Consider the following 22806-nt stretch of genomic DNA (forward strand, 5'->3'; position numbering starts at 1 on the left):
TATGCCCACGCTTATCGACAATCGGCCTCCCGAACCTGAAACCCGGACGGCGGTCTCGGCCGCCGCCCGGGCCAGGGGGAAGGGCGACGCCAAGGGCGGGCTCTATAAGCCTCGCGAACAGATCTATCCCAAGCTGGTCCACGGCAAGTGGCGGAACGTGAAGTGGGCGCTGCTCATCATCACCCTCGGGATCTACTACATCACGCCCTGGATCCGCTGGCATCGGCCGGACGGCTTCCCGCAACAGGCGGCGCTGGTCGATTTCACCGGCCGGCGCTTCTACTTCTTCGACATCCAGCTATGGCCCCAGGAAGTTTATATCTTCACGGGCCTGCTGGTGATGTCAGCCTTGGCGCTGTTCCTGGTGACGGCGCTTTTTGGTCGTCTGTGGTGCGGTTACGCCTGCCCGCAGACGGTCTGGACAGACCTCTATATCGTTGTCGAGCGCCTGTTCGAAGGCGACCGCAACGCGCGCATGCGCCTCGACGCCGCGCCGCTGTCTTTCGACAAGGTCTGGCGCAAGACCGGCAAGCACCTGACCTGGCTGGCCATCGCCTTTGGCACCGGCGGCGCCTGGATCTTCTACTTTCATGACGCGCCGACGCTGCTCCGCACCTTCTGGACCGGCGACGCGCCGGTCACGGCCTATGTCTCGTGCGGCCTGCTGACCTGCACGACCTACATCTTCGCCGGCTGGATGCGCGAGCAGGTCTGCACCTACATGTGCCCCTGGCCCCGCATCCAGGGCGCGATGCTGGACCATCACTCGCTGCAGGTGACCTATCTGGGCTATCGCGGCGAGCCGCGCGGTCCGCACAAGAAGGGCCAGAGCTGGGAGGGGCGGGGCGACTGCGTCGACTGCCGCCAGTGCGTGGTGGTCTGCCCGATGGGGATCGACATCCGCGATGGCGCTCAGCTGGAGTGCATCAACTGCGGTCTCTGCGTCGACGCCTGCGACGACATCATGACCAAGATGGGCCGTCCGACCGGCCTGATCGCTTACGATTCCGAAGCCGCGGTTTCGCACCGTGGCTCGGGCTGCAAGCCTCGGTACAAGCCGGTCCGCAGCCGGACGATCTACTACGCCTTGGCCCTGGGCATCGTTGGCGGACTCACCCTGTGGTCGTTGATCGCCAGGCCTGACGCCGATCTCCACGTGATCCGTGACCGAAATCCCGTGTTTGTGCGGATGCACGATGGCGCGGTGCGTGACGGCTATACGCTGAAGATCGGAAACCGAACTTTCGTCGAGCAGCGTTTCGACGTCGCGTTCGAGGGCGTGCCCGGAGCCCGCCTCAGCCATCCTGGCGCCCAAGGCGAGCACGTCAGCATCGTCGTCCCCGCCGACCAGGTCGTGCCGCTGCGCGTCTTCGTCACCACCCCTCCGAACGCCGAACTGGACGCCAGTGTCCCGGCCCGGTTCATCATCCGGTCGGGTGACGTCCAGGCCGAGGCCAAGACCGTCTTCCTCTCAGGAGCCGCGAACCCGCAATGACCAGCGCAACGCAAACGATCGCCAAGGTTCCGTCCGAGAAGGGCCGCATCACCGGCTGGCATGTGCTGATCGGCGTGGTGCTGTTCTTCGCGACAGTCATCGCGGTCGACATCGTCTTCATGGTTCAGGCCTACAGGACCTTCTCGGGCGAGGTGGCCTCGAACCCGTACGAGACGGGGCTGGCGTTCAACCGCACCCTGGCGCAGCGCCAGAAGGAGGCGGCCCTGGGCTGGTCCGCCAGCGTCGAGACGCCCGAGGGCAAGGCCGTGGTGGTCAAGGTTCTCGACCGTGACGCCAAGCCCCTGGACGGCCTGTCCTTGACCGGCGTCCTGGAGCGTCCCGCGACCGAAACCGGACGTCAGACCCTGAACTTCCGCTCTCTGGGCGGCGGTCGCTACCAAGCGGCCGCGCGACTGGACGGCGCCTGGGACCTGCGGGCCACGGCTCGCAACGCCAAGGATATGTTCGAGATCGAAACGCGCCTAGTGGAGCCCGCGCGATGAGCCAGAGCCTGACCCTGCATCGTGACCTCGAGGCCTTTGTTCGGCGGGACGAGGCGGGGAAGGGCCGTCTCGAACTGCTCGTCAGCGGCGCGCGTTGCGCTGGCTGCATCAACAAGATCGAGAAGGCGGTCCGCGAGATTCCCGGCGTGGACGCGGCTCGCCTGAACCTCACGACCGGCAAGCTTGCCGTCCAGTTGGAAGGCAAGGAAGCCGATCCCGAGCGCGTGGTCGAGACCGTCGAGGCGCTCGGCTATCGCGCCTGCCTGTTCGATCCCGGCGAAGCCGCCGCCGCGCAGGATCGTGAAGGGCGCGAGCTCGCCGTCGCCCTCGGCGTGGCCGGCTTCGGGGCCGGCAACGTCATGATGTTCACCGTGCCCGCCTGGGCCGGCCTTTTTGGGCAGGAGCTGAACAGCTCCACCCTGACGCTGATGTACTGGATGGCCGCGATCGTCGCGACGCCTTGTGCGCTGTTCGCCGGGCGTCCGTTCTTCCGGTCCGCCTGGGCCTCGCTGAAGCGAGGCAAGGCCAATATGGACGTGCCGATCTCGATCGGCGTGATCCTGACCCTGATCGTCAGCTTCTCCGAGACGATCCTGCGCGGCAAGCACGCCTATTTCGACGCGGCGGTGACGCTGCTGTTCCTGCTGCTGATCGGCCGCTACCTGGATCACCGCCTGCGCGCCAACGCCCGCTCGGCCGCGCGCGATCTTCTGGCCTTGCAGACCCCGGTCGCCATGCGCTTGATCGACGGCGTCGAGCAGGGCGTTCCCGTCGCCGACGTCAAGATCGGCGATCAGCTCGTTGTCGCGCCCGGGGACCGCGTGCCGGTCGATGGGCTTGTCGAGAGCGGCCAGTCCGAACTCGACAACGCGCTGATCACCGGCGAGACCGCTCTGGCCCCTGTCGGCGCGGGCGCGCGCTTGCACGCCGGCGCCCTGAACCTGTCGGGCCGGTTGGTGATGACCGCCACGGCGCGGAGCGAGGACTCCACGGTGGCGGCCATCGCCCGACTGATGGAAGCCGGCGCCCAGACCCGCTCGGCCTATGTGCGGCTGGCCGACAAGGCCGCCGCGCTGTACGTGCCGGTCGTGCACACCGCCGCGGCCCTGACCTTCGTCGGCGGCTGGGCGCTGGGCCTTGGTCCGCGCGAAGCGCTGCTGCGCGCGGCCGCCGTGCTGATCGTCACCTGTCCCTGCGCCCTGGGTCTCGCCGTGCCCGCCGTCCAGATCGCCGCCAGCAGCCGCCTTTTCCGCAAGGGCGTGCTGGTCAAGTCCGGCGCCGCGCTCGAGCGGCTGGCCGAGGTCGACCACGTCGTTTTCGACAAGACGGGGGTGCTGACCGAAGGCCGCCCGCGCCTGATCGACGCGCCGGCGCATCTGGTCGCCATGGCCGCGCCGCTGGCCCGCGCCTCGCGCCACCCGCTGGCCAAGGCCATGGCCGCTCAGGCCGGCCTGGGGCCGGTCGCGATCGACTGCGTCGAGACGGCGGGGCAGGGCGTCGAGGGCGTCATCGACGGTCGCCGCGCGCGTCTGGGCCGCGCCGCCTTCGTCGGCGTGACCGGTGGCGACGCCCGCGAGACCGAGCTGTGGTTCGGCTTCGAAAACGACATCAAGATCCGCTTCGTGTTCGAGGACCAGCCCCGCGCCGACGCGGCTGACACCCTCGCGCGCCTTCGCCGCATGGGCCTATCGGTCGAGATCCTATCCGGCGATCTCGCCGGTCCGGTGAGCGACATCGCGCGCGAGGTCGGCGTCGCCGAATGGCGCGCGGGCCTGACGCCGTTCGACAAGGCCGCGATCGTGGATCAGTTCAAGGCCGACGGCCGCAAGGTCCTGATGGTCGGCGACGGCCTCAATGACGCCGCGGCGCTCTCCAAGGCCCACGCTTCGATGGCGCCCGGCGCGGCCGTGGACGCCGCCCAGAACGCCGCCGACCTCGTCTTCACCGGCGAGGGACTCGAAGCGGTCGTCGAAGCGATCGATACGGCCCGCGAAGCGCGCCGCCGGGCGCTCGAGAACTTCGGCTTCTCGGCGCTCTACAATGTCGTGGCCACGCCAGCGGCCATGTTCGGCCTGATCAATCCCTTCATCGCCGCTTTGGCGATGTCGGGCTCCTCGATGGTCGTGCTGCTGAACGCCGCGCGGCCGCGCATCGCCTGGAGGCGTCGATGAACATCGTCCTGTTTCTGGCTCCGTTCTCGATCGGCCTTGGGGCCATGGGCCTTTTCGCCTTCTTCTGGACCATGCGTTCGGGCCAGTACGAGGATCCTAAGGGCGACGCCGCCCGGATCCTCTACGACCACCTCGAGGACAAGCCGCCCGAGGATTGATCCAAATCACGGCGGGGGCCGGGAAGGCGGAGCAGGTTGCCCGCGTCAGGAGAGACGCATGACCGCTGCCGCCGCCACGATTCCCGCCAACGACCAACGCGCGCTTCTGACGCGCTACGACAGCCGGGCGCCCCGCTACACCAGCTACCCGACCGCGCTGCAGTTCTCGAAAGAGGTCGACGCGGAGGTCTATGGCGATTGGCTGGCGGGCCTGGATCCGCGCGAGCCGGTCTCCCTCTACGCCCACATCCCGTTCTGTGATCGCCTGTGCTGGTACTGCGGCTGCAACACCCGGGTGGTGAAGAAGCAGGCCCTAATCAGCGAATATGTCGAACGCCTGGTCGACGAACTGGCGCTGGTCGAGGCTCGCTTGCCGGGCCGGATCAAGGCCGGCGCGGTGCACCTGGGCGGCGGCACGCCCAACATGCTTTCGCGCGACGATCTCGTGCGACTGTTCGGCGCCCTGCGCCACGTCTTCCCGTTCGCCCCGGGCGTCGAGATATCGGCCGAGCTCGATCCGGCCGTCCTCACCGAGAGCTGGGTCAAGGCCGCGGCTTTCCACGGCCTGACCCGCGCCAGTCTGGGCGTCCAGGATCTGGCGCCGCACGTCCAGGAGGCGGTCAATCGCGTCGAGCCGTTCGAGGTCGTGGCGCGCGCGACTCACTGGCTGCGCCAAGCCGGCGTCGCCTCGATCAATCTCGACCTGATGTACGGCCTGCCCAAGCAGATGACCGCCGACGTCGTCGCGACGCTGGACAAGGTGCTGACCCTGCGGCCCGAGCGCATCGCCCTGTTTGGCTACGCGCACGTGCCGTGGGCGCGGACGCACCAGAAGCTGATCCGCGAAGAGGACCTGGCGGACGCCAATGGCCGCTTCGAGCAGAGCCAGGCCGCCGCCGAGCGTCTCGTGAAGGCCGGCTATGTCGCGATCGGCCTCGATCACTTCGCCTTGCCGAACGACGATCTGGCCCTCGGTGTCGCCACCGGCACGCTGCGCCGAAACTTCCAGGGCTACACCACCGACCAGCATCCGACGCTGATCGGTCTTGGCGCGTCGTCGATCGGTCGCATGCCCGGCGGCTATGTCCAGAACCTGACCGCCGAAGTCGCTTGGCGCGACGCCATCGTCCAGGGCCGGCTACCGGTCGCCCGCGGTGTGAAATTGACCGCGGACGATCGGCTGCGCGCCGACGTGATCGAGCGGCTGATGTGCGATTTCCAGGTCGACCTCGCGGCGGTCGCCGCGCGGCACGGCGTTTCGTCGGCCATCTTCGCGGCAGACATCACCAAGCTCGCGGAGCTGCGCGCCGACGGCCTCGTGGAGGTCGCTGGCGATGTCGTTCGCGTGACCGCCACGGGCCGTCCGTTCATGCGCTTGGCCGCCCAGGCGTTCGATCACCGGTCAGACGCGCAGGAAGGCTTCTCTCGCGCGATCTAGTTTTCAGAAACTGATCGAGGTCAAGGTCGAGTGCTTCGAAATCCCGCAAATAAAGATCGCGACGAAAATTAGAGAGTCGCCACTTCTGGGGATAGATGATGAAGACGCTTATTCTTTCGGCCATCGCGGCGACGGCTCTGGCTGGCGGCGTGGCGCACGCTGAGGACTTCTCGCCGAACGCCAAGGGCGATTTCATCGTCCATGCGCGTATCACGCAAGTCGCGCCGGACAAGGATGCGGCCATCCTGACCGCCGCGGGCGCGGCCACCGGCCTGAAAGCCCATGTGAAGGACGACATCAAGCCGACCCTGGGCTTCACCTACTTCCTGACCGACAAGGTCGCCGTTGAAGCCATCCTGGGCACCACCGAGCACGACATCCGCGCTCAAGGCGGTACGACGGACGTTCTGGTCCACAAGACCTGGGTGCTGCCGCCGGTCGTGACCCTGCAGTACCACCCGCTGCCGGCCGCTCGCGTCAGCCCCTATGTCGGCGCGGGCATCAACTACATGCTGTTCTACAGCAGCAAGGACAAGAACGGCTTCACCGTGAAGGTCGACGACGGCTTCGGCTACGCCCTGCAGGCCGGCGTCAACGTCAAGCTGAAGGACAACTGGCTGCTGAACGCCGACATCAAGAAGGTCTATTTCAGCACCGACGCCAAGATCAACGGCGGCGCCCTGAAGGCCAAGGTGGACCTGGATCCGCTGGTGTCTTCGGTCGGCTTCAGCCGCAAGTTCTAAGACCCGCCGCCGGCTTCTCCGGCGACACGTGCGCGACGCAAGGTTCGGCCCGCAAGGGTCGGACCTTGTTTGCGTTTTCGCTCCAAGCCTCGGTGTCTTGGGGCGGGGCCGTCGATCTCGCTGGCTGCGAGCCGACCGCCAAGGCATGATAGCAAGCGCGCCCGCCGACGTGCCTGCGCGCCTTTGGCGACACGCCTGAAATCGAAGGACTAGACGCGCGCCATGTTCCACCGCCCTTCTCAGCACAAGGACTTCGGAGTGTTCCTGCCGGTCGCCAACGGCGGCTGGATCATCTCCAAGACCGCGCCGGTCCTCGACGGCCTCTACGCTCAGAACCGCGCCGCCGCGGTGAAGGCCGATGAGGTCGGCATGGATTTCGTGATGTCGATGGGCAAGTTCCGCGGTTTCGGCGGCGAGACCGACCATTGGGGCACGGCTCTGGAGTCCGTGACCATGATGGCGGGCATCGCCGAGGCGACCAAGACCGTGAAGATCTGGGCGACCATCCATCCGCTGCTGCAGAACCCGGCCGTGGCGGCCAAGATGATCGCCACCTTGGACCACATCAGCGGCGGCCGCGCGGGCCTGAACATCGTGGCCGGCGCCTACAAGGGCGAGTTCGACCAGATGGGCGCGTGGGACGACTCCCTGACCCACGACGACCGCTACGCCCTGACCGAGGAATGGACGACGATCGTCAAGCGGCTGTGGGCCGAGGACAGCGTCGACTTCCAGGGCAAGTACTTCACGATGAAGGACTGCCAGTCCAAGCCCAAGCCATTGTCCAAGCCGCGTCCGGACCTGGTCTGCGCCGGCATGAGCGACCGGGGCTTTCAGTTCTCGGTGCGCGAAGCCGACATCTGTTTCATCGGCGGCCGCACCCCGGACGAGCGCCGCGACGCCTCGCTGCGGGCCAAGAAGACCGCCGAGGCGATGGGCAAGAGCATCAAGACCTTCGCCATGTGCACCGTCGTTCACGGCGACACGGACGCCGACGCCGAGGCCAAGGTCGAGCACTACAAGAGCGGCGCCGACATGGGCGCCATCCTGGCCATGCTGGAAAGCTGGGGCGTGCCGGCCGAGAAACTGTCGAGCGTGGCGGCCGCCCAGGGGGCGTTCATGACCCATACCGTGGTCGGCTCGCCCAAGACCTGCGGCGAGCAGATCGAGACGTTCCTGCGCTACTGCGAACTGGACGGCCTGATGATGATCTTCCCCGACTATGTCGAAGGGCTGACCATGTTCGGGTCCGAGATCCTGCCGGGCCTGCGGGCGGTGTTTCAGTGAATGCGATGACGACAGCGGCGGGCATGGCCGACGATTTGAAAGCCTGGATCGCGCCGTCGCGGACGGCGGTGCTGGTGATCGACATGCAGGTCGACTTCGCCTCGCCCGAAGGCGCTCTGGGCCAGTATGTCGACATGGCCGCGGTCCAGCCCGCCGTGGCCGCCGCCGAGCGTCTGGTCGACGCGGCGCGCGGGGCGCGGGTTCCGGTCATCTTCGTTGGCCTTTTCACAACGCCGGAGACGGACTCGCCGAGCTGGAAGGAGCGCATGCGCCGTCGCGGCGGCGACCCGGACAACGAGAGCGCCCTGTGCCGCGAGGGCCAGCCCGGCTCGGACTTCTACGGTCCCAAGCCGCTGCCGGGCGAGGTCGTCGTCCACAAGACCCGTTATAGCGGCTTCGCTGGCACGGACCTCGACGCGCGACTGAAGGCCCTCGGCGTCGACACCCTGATCGTGGCCGGCCTGACCACCGAGTGCTGCGTCGACAGCACCGTGCGCGACGCCTTCAGCCTGGACTATCACGTCTTCGTCGCGGCCGACGCCTGCGCCGCCTACGAGGCCGACATCCACGCCGCCTCGCTGAAGGTGATGGAACTGAACAGCGCGATCCTGACCGACACGAACGCGATCGCCGCCGCCTGGAGCCGCTAGGGCCTGCCGACGGCCTTTGGGAAGCGGGCCGGCCGGCTATGACCGGCCCGCTCGCAGGCTACTTGGCGACGCCGACCTTGAAGATCATCACATTGCGATAGGTCTGGCCGGGATCGAGGCGCACCGGCGCGAACTGGGGCTTGTTCGGCGCGTCCGGGAAGTGCTGCGGCTCCAGCGCGATGCCATCGCCCTGGCGGTACAGCTTGCCGCTCTTGCCGATCCACGAACCATCCAGGAAGTTGCCGGCATAGAACTGGACGCCCGGCTGGTCAGAGAGGATCTCGAGCACGCGCCCGCTCTTGGGATCGGCCAGTCGCGCCGCCAAGCGAAGAGCGCCGCCCGATTTGCCGTTCAGCACGTAGTTATGGTCATAACCCTTACCGACGATCAGCTGCGGCTCGCTGGCGTCACGGATGCGCGCGCCGACGGCCGTGGGCGTCCGGAAGTCGAAGGCGGTTCCCGCCACCGGCGTGGTCGCGCCCGTGGGGATCAGTTCGTTGTCGACGGGTGTGTAGCCGTCCGCGGGGATCGTCAGCAGGTTGCCCATGGCGCCGTCCGGCGAGCCTTCGCCAGCGACGTTGAACAGGGCGTGGTTGGTCATGTTGACGATCGTCGGCTTGTCGGTCGTCGCGCCGTAGGTGATCGTCAGCTGGTTCTGTTCATCGAGCGCGTAGGTCGCCGTGGCGTTCACGGTCCCGGGATAGCCCTGGTCGCCGTCTGGGCTGACATAGCCTAGCGTCACCGAAGCCGTCGGACCGGACTTCGTCTCCAGCACCTTCCAGACGACCTTGTCGAAGCCCTTCACGCCGCCATGCAGGGCGGCGACGCCGTTGTTGTTCAGCGCCAGCTGGTAGGTCTTGCCGTCCAACTCGAAGCGGCCCTTGCCGATGCGGTTGGCGAAGCGACCGACGGTGGCGCCGAAATAGCTGGCGTTCTTCACATAAGTCGCCGCGTCGTTGAAGCCGAGCACGATGTCGGCCTTCTTGCCGGCCTTGTCGGGGGCGACCAGAGACTGCAGTGTCGCGCCATAGGTGATCACCGTGGCGCTGACGCCCTTGGCGTTGGTCAGGGTGACGGCTTCAACCGCCTCGCCGGACGGCGTCTGGCCGAAAGGACGGCGGGAAAGTTCGGCGGCCGTGGCCGTGGATGTCGCCGCCAGGGCGAGCGCGCCGTACAGGGCGATGGTCTTGAGCGTCATGTTTCCTCTCCGTCTTGTTCTGTTGGCGCTGCGCTATTCGATGAAGGGTGGCGCGACCACCCGCTCGCTGAGCAGGAAAGCGTCGGCGACGTGGCGCAGCGGCGCGACATCGACATCGCTTGCCCCGTCCGCGATCAGTCGGGCGAATTCATCGTAGAGACCGGGATACTCGCGATCCGGACCCTCATGCATCAGCTGGCCGTCGATCCAGAGCTTGGCGCCGCCATTGGTCAATTTCAGCGCGCCGCCGTCGGTGTCGACCTCGATGTCCCAGCTTTGCGGGCCGGTCTGCAGGAAATCGAGCTCGGCCCGGATCGGCGCGCCGCCGGCGTCGCGGAAGTCCAGCTCGGCCTGGATCGGCGATTGCCGGTTCTCCGGAACGTGCAGCACGCCGCGCGACAGGAAGAAGGGCAGGGGTAGGATCCGCGTGACGATCGACAGGGCGTTGATGGCCGGGTCGAAGACCCCCAGGCCGCCAGCCTCCCAGATCCAGTCCTGGCCCGGGTGCCAGACCCGCACGTCTTCTTTCCAGTTGATCCGCACGGCCCTGACGGTCCGCTCCGCCAGCCACGCGCGCGCGGGCTCGACCCCGGTGGCGAAGCGGGAGTGCCAAGTGGCCTGAAGCGTCAGGCTGCGGGCGGCCGCGGTCTGACGCAGATCCTCGACCTCGCTGAGCGTCGCGCCAGGCGGCTTTTCCAGCATCACGTGCTTGCCCGCCGCCAGGGCCATATGGGCCAGGGCGTGGCGAGGCTGCGGGGGCGTACATAGCGCCACGGCGTCGACCATCACGTCGCTGGCCAGCAGAGCGGTCAGATCGGTGAAGTGAGCGACGCCATCAAGATCGGCGTTGCGGCTGACGATCGCGACCAGCTCGAAGCGCGGATCGGCGGCGATGGCGGGCAGGTGCTGGTCGCGGGCGATCTTGCCAAGGCCCACAAGCGCCAGGCGGATCGGCGTCACAGCGCGCGCACCGTGACGGGGCGTTCGGCCGCCTGGCCCAGGGAATTGCGCACAGGATAGAGGAAGGGGGCGGCCTCGATCTCGAACACATCACCCGCCTTCGTCTGGAAGCCTTCGGAGAACGACAGGGTCGCGGTGCCGAAGAAGTGGACGTGAACGTCGCCCGGGCGGCGGAACAGGTCGTACTTGAAGTGATGATGTTCGAGATTGGCGATCGCGTGGGACATGTTCGCCTCGCCCGACAGGAAGGGCTTCTCCCAGGCCACCGCGCCGTCGCGCAGAATGCGGCTGGCGCCGCGAACGTCGTCGGGCAGCGGGCCCGTCAGCAGCTCCGGGCCCAGGGCCGCCTGACGCAGCTTCGAGTGGGCTAGCCAGAGGTAGTTGCCGCGCTCGATCACGTGGTCCGAGAATTCGTTGGCCAGGCAGAAGCCCAGGCGGTGAGGCGTCCCGTCCGGACCGATCAGATAGACACCGGCGATCTCGGGCTCCTCGCCGCCATCCTTGGCGAAGGCCGGGGAGGTGAGGGGCTGGCCCGGGCCAACTAGTTGCTGGCCATCGCCCTTGTAGAACCACTCCGGCTGCACGCCTTCCTGGCCGGACGCAGGCTTGCCGCCTTCGACCCCCATCAGGAACATCCGCATCGAGTCGGTCAGCTGTTCGCCCGACTGGGCGGCCTTGTGCATCTTGTCGCGACCTTCCGCCGAGCCAAGGTGGGTGAGGCCGGTGCCCGTCAGCAGCAGGTGAGCGGTGTCCGAATGGTCGATCGGCGCCAGAACCCGGCCCTCGGCCAAGGCGGCCGGGATATCGAGCTCTTCGCCCAGCTCCTGCGCCTGCGCCGCTTCGGCCAGAGTCGCATTCACGGCGATGGCGGACTGGGCCAGATCGTAGAGCGTGTCGGCGACCATGACGCGCCGGGCGAGGCCGCCGTCGTCGACCGCCGCCAGCCGTCGTTCGCCGTCGCCGGTCTTCAACTGCACGAACCTGAACACCATGGCGAACGCTCCTAGCTTGTAATAGTCTGACAAATACCGTCACCGACGCGGGTGTCAAACCTCGTTTGCATGAGAGGTGCGGGACTCTCGGTCGGCTTTGGTGACAGGACTTGCGGCTGGTCGCAATGGGGCCGAGGTCTAAGGGGCGCCACCAGGCTTGGCGGCGCAATTCCGCAGGCGGTGAGCCGCCCGAACGTTGCTCGCCGTGATTGACGACCCCGACGGGCAAGGATAGTCAGACAAATATTATAATACAAATCCGCTTGGACGGTCCCGCGCTTATGCTTGGCCGTTCCGGTCGCATAGCGTCGTCAAGGAATGTCATGAGCGCCGACCCTGTTTCCCCCCGCGCCCTTCGTTCGCGCGCGTGGTTTGATAATCCGGACAACATTGACATGACGGCGCTTTATCTGGAGCGCTATCTGAACTTTGGTCTGACGCTGGAGGAGCTGCAGTCGGGTCGCCCGATCATCGGCATCGCCCAGACGGGCTCGGACCTGTCGCCGTGCAACCGCCACCACCTGGTGCTGGCCGAGCGGGTGCGCGAGGGGATCCGCAGCGCGGGCGGTATCGTGCTGGAGTTCCCGGTCCACCCGATCCAGGAGACGGGCAAGCGGCCGACGGCGGGGCTGGACCGCAACCTCTCGTACCTCGGCTTGGTGGAGCTGCTCTACGGCTATCCGCTGGACGGGGTGGTGCTGACCATCGGCTGCGACAAGACCACGCCCGCCTGCCTGATGGCGGCGGCGACGGTCAACATCCCGGCCATCGCGCTCTCGGTCGGTCCGATGCTGAACGGCTGGCACAAGGGCCAGCGCACGGGGTCTGGCACCATCGTCTGGAAGGCCCGCGAACTGCTGGCGGCCGGCGAGATCGACAACGCCGGCTTCATCAAGCTGGTGGCCAGCTCGGCGCCCTCGACCGGCTATTGCAACACCATGGGCACGGCCACGACCATGAACTCGCTGACCGAGGCGCTGGGCATGTCGCTGCCCGGCTCGGCGGCGATCCCCGCGCCCTACCGCGACCGGCAGGAAAACGCCTACCGCACGGGTCTTCGCATCGTCGACATGGTGCATGAAGACCTCAAGCCCTCGGACGTGCTGACCCGCGAGGCGTTCCTCAACGCCATCGCCGTCAACTCGGCGATCGGCGGCTCGACCAACGCCCCGATCCACCTCAACGCCCTGGCCCGCCACGTGGGTGTCGAGCTGTCGATCGACGACTGGCAGGACAAGGGCGAGCACGTGCCGCTGCTGGTCAACCTGCAGCCGGCCGGGGAATATCTGGGCGAGGACTACTACCGCGCCGGCGGGGTTCCCGCTGTCTTCGGCCAGCTGATCGAGCAGGGCCTGATCCACGAGGACGTCAAATGCGTCTCGGGCCAGACCATCGGCGAGCAGTATCGCGGCGTCCAGATCGAGGACGAGGACGTCATCCGTCCGTTCTCGCGGCCGCTGGTCGAGCGGGCGGGCTTCGTGGTCATGCGCGGCAATCTCTTCAACTCGGCGATCATGAAGACCAGCGTGATCTCCGAGGCCTTCCGCGAGCGCTACCTGTCCAACCCCGACGATCCGGACGCCTTCGAGGGCGTGGCGGTCGTGTTCGACGGGCCCGAGGACTATCACCACCGGATCGACGATCCGTCGGTGGGCATCACCGCCAACTCGATCCTGTTCATGCGCGGGGCCGGCCCCGTGGGCTATCCCGGCGCGGCCGAGGTGGTGAACATGCGCGCCCCCGACTACCTGATCAAGCAAGGCATCCACCAACTGCCCTGCATCGGCGATGGCCGCCAGTCGGGCACCTCGGGCTCGCCGTCAATCCTCAACGCCTCGCCCGAAGCGGCCGTGGGCGGGGGCCTGGCGCTGCTGAAGACCGGCGACAAGGTCCGCTTCGACCTGCGCAAGTCACGGGTCGACGTGCTGGTCCCGCCCAGCGAGATCGTCGAGCGGCGCAAGGCGCTGGAGGCCGCCGGCGGCTATCCCTATCCCGAAAGCCAGACCCCCTGGCAGGAGATCCAGCGCGCCGTCGTCGGACAGCTCGAAACCGGCGCCGTCCTCGAAAACGCCGTCAAATACCAGCGCATCGCCCAGACCAAGGGCCTGCCCAGGGATAACCACTAACCGCATTCGCCGCCGGCTCCTCCCAGGGGCCGGCGGCTTTTACATGCGCGTAGAGCTTCGCGGTTCGGAACGTTATTGTACGACAAAATAACCGCTGCTATGCACGCGGTTAGAACAAGGCGGAGCCCTGAAGCATCCGCGCGTAAATGGAGAGGGACAGTAGATGGCGATGGCCAAGACGTTTCTAGGCGCAGCGGTTGCGCTGCTGGCGATGGCGGCGAGCGCGCAAGCCGGCGAGATTTCCGCGACGGCCACGCTCAAGGCCGACAAGCCTGGCGCGCCGATCTCGCGCTACATCTACGGCCAGTTCTCCGAACACCTGGGCGCGGGCATCTATGACGGGGTGTGGGTTGGTCCCGACTCTAAGATCCCCAATGTTCGGGGCATCCGCAGCGACGTCGTCGCGGCGCTGAAAGACATCAAGACCCCGGTGATCCGCTGGCCGGGCGGCTGCTTCGCCGACGAATATCGTTGGCGCGACGGCATCGGCCCGCGCGACAAGCGCCCGTCGCGCAAGAACAATTGGTGGGGCGGCTCGCCCGAAACCAACGCCTTCGGCACGCACGAATTCATGGACTTCGCCGAACAGGTCGGCGCTGACCCGTATGTCTCGATCAACGTCGGCTCTTCCAATCCGACCGAGATGCGCGAGTGGATCGAGTACATGATCTCGCCCGGCGACGACACCCTGGCTCAGGAGCGTCGTGCGAACGGGCGCGACAAGCCCTTCAATCTGCCCTTCGTCGGCATCGGTAACGAGAGTTGGGGCTGCGGCGGTGAAATGACCGCCGAGTACTACGCCAACGAATATCGCCGTTTCTCGGCGTTCTTCCACAAGAACGACGACAACAAGGCCGTGCGCATCGCTTCGGGCGCCAACTCGTTCGACGTGAACTGGACCGACGTGGTCACGAAGAACGCCGGCAAGTACATGGACGCCATCTCGCTGCACTACTACACCATCCCGACGGGCAAATGGTCCAAGAAGGGCGCGGCGACCGGCTTCGACAAGGCCGCCTGGGGACAGACCTTCGCTCAGACCCTGCGGATGGATGACCTGCTCAAGCAGCATATCGCCGCGATGGACAAGAACGATCCCAGCAAGCGGATCGGCCTTTATGTCGACGAGTGGGGGACCTGGTACGATGTCGAGCCGGGCACCAATCCGGGCCATCTCTACCAGCTGAACACCCTGCGCGACGGCGTTCTGGCGGCGGCGAACTTCAACATCTTCCACCGCTATACCGACCGGGTGAAGATGACGAACATCGCCCAGACCATCAACGTGCTGCAGGCGATGATCCTGACCCAGGGCGACAAGATTGTCCTGACGCCGACCTACTACGCCTACAAGATGTACGTGCCGTTCCAGGATTCGACGGCGATCCCCCTGGACGTCGACGCGCCCGAGATCGACGTGGCCGGAACCAAGATCCCGGCCTTCAACGCCTCGGCCGCCAAAGGCAAGGACGGCAAGACCTATGTGGCCGTCGCCAACATGTCGCCGGACGATGGCGTGAAGCTGTCGGTGGCGCTGGGCGACCTGAAGGCCAAATCGGTGTCGGGCCAGGTGCTGACCGCCGACAAGATGGACGCGATGAACGCCTTTGGCGTCAAGCCGACCGTCGCGCCGGCGCCGTTCAAGGGCGGCAAGATCGCCGGCGACAAGCTGACGCTGGATATTCCGGCGAAGTCCGTGGTGGTGGTCGCGCTCGACTAGGCCGCCTCCTTCATCGAAGTCGGGCGTGATCTTCGCCTAGGATCACGTCCGGCGCCGCGCCATTAGGCTGCACGAGGCCGCCATGACCCTGACCCGTCGGTCCACGCTCGCCGGTCTCGGCGCGGCCTCCGCGGCCACGGCCGCGCATGCCGGCGGGGCGACGCCAAAGGCTTCGCCCTTGCGCCTGTGGTATCGCCAGCCCGCCAAGACGTGGGTCGAGGCGCTGCCGGTGGGCACGGGCAGGCTGGGCGCCATGGTGTTCGGCGGCGTCGACGTCGAGCGGCTGCAGTTGAACGAGGACACGCTTTGGGCCGGCGGGCCCTACGAGCCGATCAATCCGGAGGCCGGCGCGGCTTTGCCGGAAATCCGCCGGCTGATCGACACGGGCGACTACGCCAAGGCCGCCCAACTGGCCGAGACCAAGTTTGTCGGCGTTCCCAAGCAGCAGATGTCGTACCAGACGATCGGCGATCTGAAGCTCGACTTTCCGGGGCTGGCCGAACCGGCCAGCTATGTTCGAGAGCTGAACCTCGACGGCGCGATCGCCACGACGCGCTTCAAGGCCGGAGGCGTGGACCATGTTCGCGAGGTGATCGCTAGCGCGCCCGACGGCGTGATCGCGGTGCGTCTGACGGCCAGCCGTCGCGGCGCGATCAGCGTGGATCTGGGTTTTGCCTCGCCGCTGAAGTCAGCGCCGGCCGCGCGCGTGGAGGGGCGTAGCCTGGTGCTGGCTGGCGCCAACGACAGTCAACAAGGCATCCCCGCCAAGCTGCGGTTCGAATGCCGCGTCGATGTCCGCGCCAAGGGCGGGCGCGTGAGCGGGCAGGGCGAGACCCTGTCGATCCGCGACGCCGACGAGGTGATCCTGCTGATCGCCGCGGCGACCAGCTACCGTCGCTATAACGACGTCTCCGGCGATCCGACGGCGTTAAACAAGGCCACGCTGGCCAGGCTGTCGAACAAGCCGTGGGCCAAGATTCTCGCCGGCCACCAGGCCGACCACCACGCCTTGTTCCGGCGCGTCGAGGTCGATTTCGGCCGCACGCGCGCCGAGCTCTCGCCGACCGACGAGCGGATCAAGGCCTCGCCGATGACCGACGATCCGTCACTGGCGGCGCTCTACTATCAGTACGGGCGCTACTTGCTGATCGCGTGCTCGCGGCCGGGAACCCAGCCCGCCAACCTGCAGGGCGTCTGGAACGACAAGCCCTCGGCGCCGTGGGGCGGCAAGTACACGATCAACATCAACACCGAGATGAACTACTGGCCGGCCGAGCCGACCAGCCTGCCCGAACTGGTCGAGCCGCTGATCGCGCTGGTGAGGGATCTCTCGGAGACCGGCGCGCGCACCGCCAAGGCGATGTACGGCGCGCGCGGCTGGGTGGCGCACCACAACACCGATCTATGGCGCGCGACCGCGCCAGTGGACGGCGCGCCGTGGGGCGTTTGGCCCACCGGCGGCGCCTGGCTCTGCAAGCACCTGTGGGACCACTACGACTACGGACGCGATCGCGCCTATCTGGCGCGGGTCTATCCGCTGATGAAAGGCTCGGCGCGGTTCTTCCTCGACACCCTGGTGGTCGATCCGAAGTTTGGCGTGCTGGTCACCAATCCTTCGCTGTCGCCCGAGAACGACCACGGCCACGGCGCCTCGATCGTCGCGGGCCCGACCATGGACCAGGCGATCATCCGCGATCTGTTCGACAACTGCCTGAAGGCCGAGGCGGTGCTGGGCGCCGATCAGACCTTCGTCGCTGAGCTCAAGACGGCGCGCGACAAGCTGGCGCCCTACAAGGTCGGTAAGGACGGCCAACTGCAGGAGTGGCAGGAGGACTGGGACGCCGACGCGCCCGATATCCACCACCGCCACGTCTCGCACCTCTATGGCCTGTTCCCATCGGACCAGATCGCGATCGACACGACGCCGAAGCTGGCGGCGGCGGCGAGACAGACCCTGGTCACGCGCGGCGATCTCTCCACCGGCTGGGCCATCGCCTGGCGGCTGAATCTCTGGGCGCGGCTGGGCGAGGGCGATCACGCCCACGGGATCCTGCGGCTGCTGCTAGGGCCCGAGCGAACCTATCCGAACATGTTCGACGCCCATCCGCCGTTCCAGATCGACGGAAACTTCGGCGGCGCCTCGGGCATGACCGAGATGATCCTGCAGAGCCGCAACGACCGGATCTACCTGTTGCCTGCTCTGCCGTCGGCCTGGCCCACGGGTCACATCAAGGGCTTGCGCGCGCGGGGCGCGGTTGGCGTCGACGTCCGCTGGACGGGCGGAAAGCTGGCGGAGGCGGTGCTGAGGGCCAAGGTCGATGGCCGTCACGTCGTGGTGCTGGGCGGCTCCAGCCTGACCGTGGAGCTTCGTAGAGGCCAGAGCGCTCGTCTTGTCCTGCGCGACGGAGCGTTGGCCCGCGCGGCTTAACGTCCGCATGGATGGCGCGGCGGCCGACTTTTGGCTAAGACCCGCGCCATGCTGCGTATTTCGGAACTGAAGCTGCCGCTCGGCCATCCGCCAGAGGCCATGGCGCCCGCCATCGTCGCTCGCCTGGGGATCGAGGCCGACGACCTGGTGAGCTTCGAGGTCGCCCGCCGCGCCCATGACGCGCGCCGCAAGTCCGCGATCTTGATGGTCTATTCCGTCGATGTCGTTCTGCGCGACGAGGCGTCCGTTCTGCGCCGCTTCGAGGGCGACCATCAGGTCCGCGTCACGCCAGACACCGACTATCGCTTCGTGGCCAAGGCGCCGGCGGGTTTCGAGGGGCCGCGGCCGGTGGTCATCGGCGCGGGGCCTTGCGGCCTGTTCGCGGGCCTTATCCTGGCGCAGATGGGCTTGAAGCCCATCATCGTGGATCGCGGCAAGGTGGTGCGCGAGCGCACCAAGGACACCTGGGGGCTGTGGCGGCGGGGCGAGCTCAATCCGGAGTCCAATGTCCAGTTCGGCGAAGGCGGGGCGGGGACCTTTTCGGACGGCAAGCTCTACAGCCAGATCAAGGACCCGCGCTTCCTTGGTCGCAAGGTGCTGGAGGAATTCGTCAAGGCCGGCGCGCCGGAAGAGATCCTGACCGAGGCCCATCCGCACATCGGCACCTTCCGTCTCGTCCACATGGTCGAGAACATGCGGGCGCTGATCGAGAGCTTGGGCGGCGAGTACCGCTGGCAGCATAAGGTCGAGGACTTCGACATTGAGGTCGGCGCCGACGGCTCCCGCCGGCTGAAGGGGCTTCATATCGCCGGCGGCGATTACCTGCCGGCCCGCCATGTCGTGATGGCCTTGGGCCACAGCGCGCGCGACACCTTCCAGGTGCTGTACGATCGTGGCGTCCACATCGAGGCCAAGCCGTTCTCGATCGGGGTGCGGATCGAGCATCCTCAGTCCTGGATGGACAGGGCGCGCTTTGGCGACTGCGCCGGCCATCCCGACCTGGGCGCGGCCGATTATAGCCTGTCGCACCACTGCAAGAACGGCCGGACCGTCTACAGTTTCTGCATGTGCCCCGGCGGCACGGTGGTCGCGGCGACCTCGGAGGCGGGGCGCGTCGTCACCAACGGCATGAGCCAGTATTCGCGCAACGAGCGGAACGCCAACTCCGGTTTCGTCGTCGACATCAATCCCGAGCAGGATTATCCGGGTCACCCGCTGGCCGGTGTCGCGTTCCAGCGCAAGTGGGAGAGCCTGGCCTTCGAGGCGGGCGGCGGGACCTACCAGGCGCCGGGACAGCTGGTCGGCGACTTCCTGGCCGGTCGCCCTTCGACCGAGTTCGGCGCGGTCGTCCCGTCCTACAAGCCGGGCGTGCACCTGACCGATCTGGCCAAGTGCCTGCCGCCGTTCGCGATCGAAGCCATGCGCGAAGCGCTGCCGGTCTTTGGCCGCCAAATCCCGGGCTACGACCATCCGGACGTGGTGCTGACCGGCGTCGAGACCCGGACGTCCTCGCCCGTGCGGATCACGCGGAGCAAGGACTTCCAGAGCCTGAACACCGCCGGCCTTTTTCCGGCCGGTGAGGGCGCGGGCTATGCCGGCGGCATCCTTTCGGCCGCCGTCGACGGCATCAAGGTCGCCGAGGCCGTGGCCGCTCAGTATATGGCCGAGGGGCTGATCAAGGCCGCCTAGGACCTGCCGCAAAACCCTTGTCATCCCGGCCGCAGCGCGCAGCGCGGAGAGCCGGGACCCAGGGGCGGCGCGCACAGCGCTCCTTCACCCCTGGGTCCCGGATAGCCTCTGCGAGGCTTCCGGGATGACAAGAGTTTGTGCTTGGAAAGGCTTACGCCGGCTCGCGGACCTGGGCCAGCGTCGGGTAGTCCGTATAGCCGCGCGGACCGTTCTCGAAGCCGTAGAAGGTGGCCGGGTCGGGCGTGTTCAGCGCCGCGCCCGCCTTCAGGCGCTCCACCAGGTCCGGGTTGGCGATGTAGGCCTTGCCGAAGGCGATCGCGTCGGCCTTGCCGGCCTCGATCGCGGCGTTGGCGCTGGCCAGGTCGAACTTCTCGTTGGCGATGTAGACGCCGCCGAAGGCCTTCTTCAGGTCGGGACCCAGGCTATCGGCCGCTTCGTACTCGCGCGCCGAGACGAAGCCGATCTTGCGCTCACCCAGGGCCTTGGCGACATGGCCGAAGGTGGCGGCGAGATTGCTGTCGCCCATCGAGTGGCTGTCCGCGCGCGGCGCCAGGTGCACGCCCACGCGGTCGGCGCCCCAGACGGAGATCGCCGCGTCGGCGGCTTCCAGCAGCAGGCGGGCGCGGTTTTCGATCGAGCCGCCGTACTGGTCGGTGCGTTGGTTGCTGCCGTCTTGCAGGAATTGGTCGAGCAGATAGCCGTTGGCGCCGTGCAGCTGCACGCCGTCGAAACCGGCGGCCTGGGCGTTCTCGGCGCCCTGGCGGAAAGCCTCGACCACGCCGGCGACTTCCTCGGTCGAGAGGGCGCGTGGTGTCGGGTAGTCGCGTTGCGGACGCAACAGGCTGACATGGCCCTTGGCGGCGATGGCGCTGGGCGCGATCGGCAGCTCGCCGTTCAGCAGCTCAGGGTCGGAGATGCGGCCGACGTGCCAGATCTGCATGAAGATGCGGCCGCCCTTGTCGTGCACGGCCTTGGTCACCTGCTTCCAGCCTTCGGTCTGCTCCTTGGACCAGATGCCGGGGACGCCGGCGTAGCCGACGCCTTGCGGCGCGACCGGCACGCCTTCCGTGATCAACAGACCGGCCGAAGCGCGCTGGCCGTAGTACTCGGCCATCAGGGCGTTGGGGATGTGGGTCGGACCGGCGCGCAGCCGGGTCAGCGGCGCCATGACGACGCGATTGGGCAGATTGAGATCGCCGACGCGCAGCGGGTCGAACAGGTTAGGCATGCGAGACTGTCCCTTGGAGTAGGGGCGCCGACCCTCCGTCGGCGTCAGCCTGCTATCTGGCCCCGCTTGCGCCGATCGCAACCGCAACAGGTTCAGATTTATCTGAAAGCGCCCAGGTCAAAATCTGAAAATCTAAACCGGCTTCAGCTCGCCCAGCATCGTCGGGATCAGCTCCGAGACGGTCGGATGGATGTGCACCGCGCGCTGGATCGTCGTGTAGGGCGCCTTGGCGTACATCAGGTCGATCATGCCGTGGATCGCCTCGTCGCCGTTCAGGCCCAGGATCGCCGCGCCCAGGATCTGCTTGGTTTTGGCGTCGACCACCACTGTCATGAAGCCAGCGGTCTCGCCCTTCTCGACGGCGCGGCCGACGCGGGTCATGGGGCGTTTTCCGACGAGCAGCGGACGGCCGGTGGCGCGGGCCTCGGCCTCCGTCATGCCGACCCGGCCCAGCGGCGGATCGACGAATAGGCCGTAGCACGAGATCCGGTCGCTGACCTTGCGCGGGTCGTCGTCCAGCAGGTTGGCCGCGACGATCTCGAAGTCATTGTAGGCCGTGTGGGTGAAGGCGCCCTTGCCGTTGCAGTCGCCCATCGCCCAGATGCCCGGGACATTGGTCCGCAACTGATCGTCGACGACGACATAGCCGCGCTTGTCGGTCTCGACGCCGGCCGCCTCGAGGTTGAGATCATCGGTGTTCGGCCGACGGCCGACCGCCAGCAGGACATGCGATCCGGTGACCTGCGGCTCGCCCGCCTTGCAGGTCACGTGCACGCAGGCGCCGTCCTCGTGGGGCGAGAAGCGGATGCATTCGGCGTTGAGGCGAACGGTGATCCCCTCGGCCTCCAGGATCTCGCGGATCGCGTCGGAGATCTCCGGGTCCTCGCGACCGATGAGGCGCGGTCCCATCTCGACGATCGTGACCCGGCTGCCGAACCGGCGGAACATCTGGGCGAATTCCAGCCCGATATAGCTGCCGCCGACGATGACTAAGTGCTCGGGCAGCGTATCCAGCTGCATCATGCCGACATTGGTCAGGTAGGGGATATCGTTGACGCCGGGCATGTCCGGCACGTTGGCGCGGCCGCCAACGTTCAGGAAGATCTTCGGGGCGGTCAGCAGGTCGTCGCCGACGCTGATCGTATCGGCGCTCTCGAAACGCGCATGGCCCTGGAAGACCGTGCAGCCTTTCATGCCGCGCAGCCAGCCCTCGACGCCGCCGCGGGCGTTCTTGACGACGGTCTGCTGGCGCGCCTTGACCCGCTTCATGTCGATCCCGACCGGACCGTCCAACACCACGCCGTAGTCGTCGGCGCGACGGGCGAGATGGGCGGCGTAGGCGCTGGCCACCAGCGTCTTGGTCGGCATGCAGCCGGTGTTCACACAGGTGCCGCCGAAGTCCTTGCGCTCGATCATCGCCACGGTCTGGCCGGCGGCCGTCAGTCGTCCGGCCAGGGACGGGCCCGCCTGGCCGGCGCCGATGATGATGGCGTCGAAGCGTCGGGGCGCGCTCACCGGGCCAACGCCACGATCGCGAACGCGCCGCCGATGGCGATGGCGTCTTCTATCAAAGCGGCGGGACGATCGGCGCCGAACCGCGCCGCCAGGCGTCCCCGGACCTCCGCGCCGCCCAAGGTGCCGATCACCGCGCCGACGGCGCCGATGACAGCGCCGCGCAGCCAATGGCCGCTCGGCATCATCAAGGCCGCGCCGCTGAAGGCGCCGGCGGCGATCCGGGTCCCAAACTGGATGGGAACCTTGCGGCTAGGCGTCTGCGGGAGCTGGTCGCTGACCAGTTCCAGCGCCGCCAGGACGGTGAAAATCAGCACGGCGGTCAGACCGCCCAGCCAGGCCAGGGGCCACCCCGCGAGAGGCAGCCAACCCAACCTTGCGGCCCAGGACACGGCGGCCGGCGCCGTCATGGCCCGCAGCCCGGCGATAACACCAATCAGGAGAGCGAAAACGTAGAGCGCCATGAACCGTACCCCATTGTGTGCGCGTTATATTGGCGCACACGACA

At 67.3% G+C, this 22806-nt stretch carries 18 protein-coding genes; 12 read left to right on the top strand and 6 right to left on the bottom strand.

Features of this window, described 5'->3' with window-relative positions:
- The first annotated feature begins 1 nt into the window (after position 1).
- From ccoG to CSEG_RS09525, 8 genes are all read left to right on the top strand, one after another.
- Positions 2–1495, top strand: a complete 1494-nt coding sequence (gene ccoG, locus CSEG_RS09490) for a cytochrome c oxidase accessory protein CcoG (protein WP_013079017.1) — start codon at positions 2–4, stop codon at positions 1493–1495.
- Positions 1492–1998 carry a FixH family protein gene (locus tag CSEG_RS09495; RefSeq protein ID WP_013079018.1) on the top strand — a complete coding sequence of 169 codons (507 nt, stop codon included), beginning with the start codon at positions 1492–1494 and terminating at the stop codon, positions 1996–1998. Before ccoG ends, CSEG_RS09495 begins: the two co-directional genes overlap by 4 nt.
- Positions 1995–4169: a heavy metal translocating P-type ATPase gene (locus CSEG_RS09500; protein ID WP_013079019.1), complete on the top strand. Its 2175-nt coding sequence runs from the start codon at positions 1995–1997 to the stop codon at positions 4167–4169. Before CSEG_RS09495 ends, CSEG_RS09500 begins: the two co-directional genes overlap by 4 nt.
- On the top strand, positions 4166–4327 hold the full coding sequence (gene ccoS, locus CSEG_RS09505) for a cbb3-type cytochrome oxidase assembly protein CcoS (protein ID WP_013079020.1): 162 nt from the start codon (positions 4166–4168) through the stop codon (positions 4325–4327). Before CSEG_RS09500 ends, ccoS begins: the two co-directional genes overlap by 4 nt.
- A 58-nt stretch (positions 4328–4385) precedes the next feature.
- A complete protein-coding gene (hemN, locus tag CSEG_RS09510; protein WP_013079021.1) occupies positions 4386–5765 on the top strand; it encodes an oxygen-independent coproporphyrinogen III oxidase in 1380 nt (459 codons plus the stop codon).
- Between the two features lie 98 nt (positions 5766–5863).
- Positions 5864–6508, top strand: a complete 645-nt coding sequence (locus CSEG_RS09515; protein WP_013079022.1) for an OmpW family outer membrane protein — start codon at positions 5864–5866, stop codon at positions 6506–6508.
- Positions 6509–6730: 222 nt separating this feature from the next.
- The gene (locus tag CSEG_RS09520; RefSeq protein ID WP_013078921.1) at positions 6731–7795 is read left to right on the top strand and encodes an LLM class flavin-dependent oxidoreductase; all 1065 of its coding nucleotides are present in this window, start codon (positions 6731–6733) and stop codon (positions 7793–7795) included.
- Between the two features lie 23 nt (positions 7796–7818).
- Complete coding sequence (locus tag CSEG_RS09525) at positions 7819–8445, top strand: cysteine hydrolase family protein (protein WP_013079023.1); 627 nt, start codon at positions 7819–7821, stop codon at positions 8443–8445.
- A 58-nt stretch (positions 8446–8503) separates the two neighbouring features.
- Here the strand turns inward: CSEG_RS09525 and CSEG_RS09530 are convergent, their stop codons facing one another.
- Genes CSEG_RS09530 through araD1 form a run of 3 tightly spaced genes read right to left on the bottom strand, consistent with a single transcriptional unit; the run spans position 8504 to position 11595 of the window.
- Entirely contained in the window at positions 8504–9643 is a 1140-nt protein-coding gene (locus CSEG_RS09530) for an aldose epimerase family protein (protein WP_013079024.1), read from the bottom strand.
- 33 nt (positions 9644–9676) lie between these two features.
- Positions 9677–10603 (bottom strand): Gfo/Idh/MocA family protein, encoded by a 927-nt coding sequence (locus CSEG_RS09535; RefSeq protein ID WP_013079025.1) that lies wholly within the window; start codon positions 10601–10603, stop codon positions 9677–9679.
- On the bottom strand, positions 10600–11595 hold the full coding sequence (gene araD1, locus CSEG_RS09540) for an AraD1 family protein (RefSeq protein WP_013079026.1): 996 nt from the start codon (positions 11593–11595) through the stop codon (positions 10600–10602). The genes CSEG_RS09535 and araD1 overlap by 4 nt, the downstream gene beginning before the upstream one ends.
- A gap of 323 nt (positions 11596–11918) precedes the next feature.
- Between araD1 and CSEG_RS09545 the strand changes: the two genes are divergently transcribed.
- From CSEG_RS09545 to CSEG_RS09560, 4 genes are all read left to right on the top strand, one after another.
- Positions 11919–13721, top strand: coding sequence for an IlvD/Edd family dehydratase (locus tag CSEG_RS09545; protein ID WP_013079027.1), 1803 nt, complete (start codon positions 11919–11921; stop codon positions 13719–13721).
- A 169-nt stretch (positions 13722–13890) separates the two neighbouring features.
- A complete protein-coding gene (locus CSEG_RS09550; RefSeq protein WP_083778470.1) occupies positions 13891–15441 on the top strand; it encodes an alpha-N-arabinofuranosidase in 1551 nt (516 codons plus the stop codon).
- A gap of 82 nt (positions 15442–15523) precedes the next feature.
- A complete protein-coding gene (locus CSEG_RS09555) occupies positions 15524–17869 on the top strand; it encodes a glycoside hydrolase family 95 protein (RefSeq protein WP_013079029.1) in 2346 nt (781 codons plus the stop codon).
- A 48-nt stretch (positions 17870–17917) separates the two neighbouring features.
- The gene (locus CSEG_RS09560; protein WP_013079030.1) at positions 17918–19558 is read left to right on the top strand and encodes an NAD(P)/FAD-dependent oxidoreductase; all 1641 of its coding nucleotides are present in this window, start codon (positions 17918–17920) and stop codon (positions 19556–19558) included.
- Positions 19559–19709: 151 nt separating this feature from the next.
- On the opposite strand, the gene CSEG_RS09565 is transcribed toward CSEG_RS09560, so the two are convergent.
- The 3 genes from CSEG_RS09565 to CSEG_RS09575 form a co-directional block, all read right to left on the bottom strand.
- A complete protein-coding gene (locus tag CSEG_RS09565; RefSeq protein ID WP_013079031.1) occupies positions 19710–20786 on the bottom strand; it encodes an alkene reductase in 1077 nt (358 codons plus the stop codon).
- Positions 20787–20918: 132 nt separating this feature from the next.
- On the bottom strand, positions 20919–22301 hold the full coding sequence (locus tag CSEG_RS09570; protein WP_013079032.1) for an FAD-containing oxidoreductase: 1383 nt from the start codon (positions 22299–22301) through the stop codon (positions 20919–20921).
- Positions 22298–22762: a DUF4126 family protein gene (locus CSEG_RS09575; RefSeq protein WP_013079033.1), complete on the bottom strand. Its 465-nt coding sequence runs from the start codon at positions 22760–22762 to the stop codon at positions 22298–22300. The genes CSEG_RS09570 and CSEG_RS09575 overlap by 4 nt, the downstream gene beginning before the upstream one ends.
- Between the last annotated feature and the right edge of the window lie 44 nt (positions 22763–22806).

It is taken from the genome of Caulobacter segnis ATCC 21756, assembly GCF_000092285.1.
Classification (GTDB): domain Bacteria; phylum Pseudomonadota; class Alphaproteobacteria; order Caulobacterales; family Caulobacteraceae; genus Caulobacter; species Caulobacter segnis.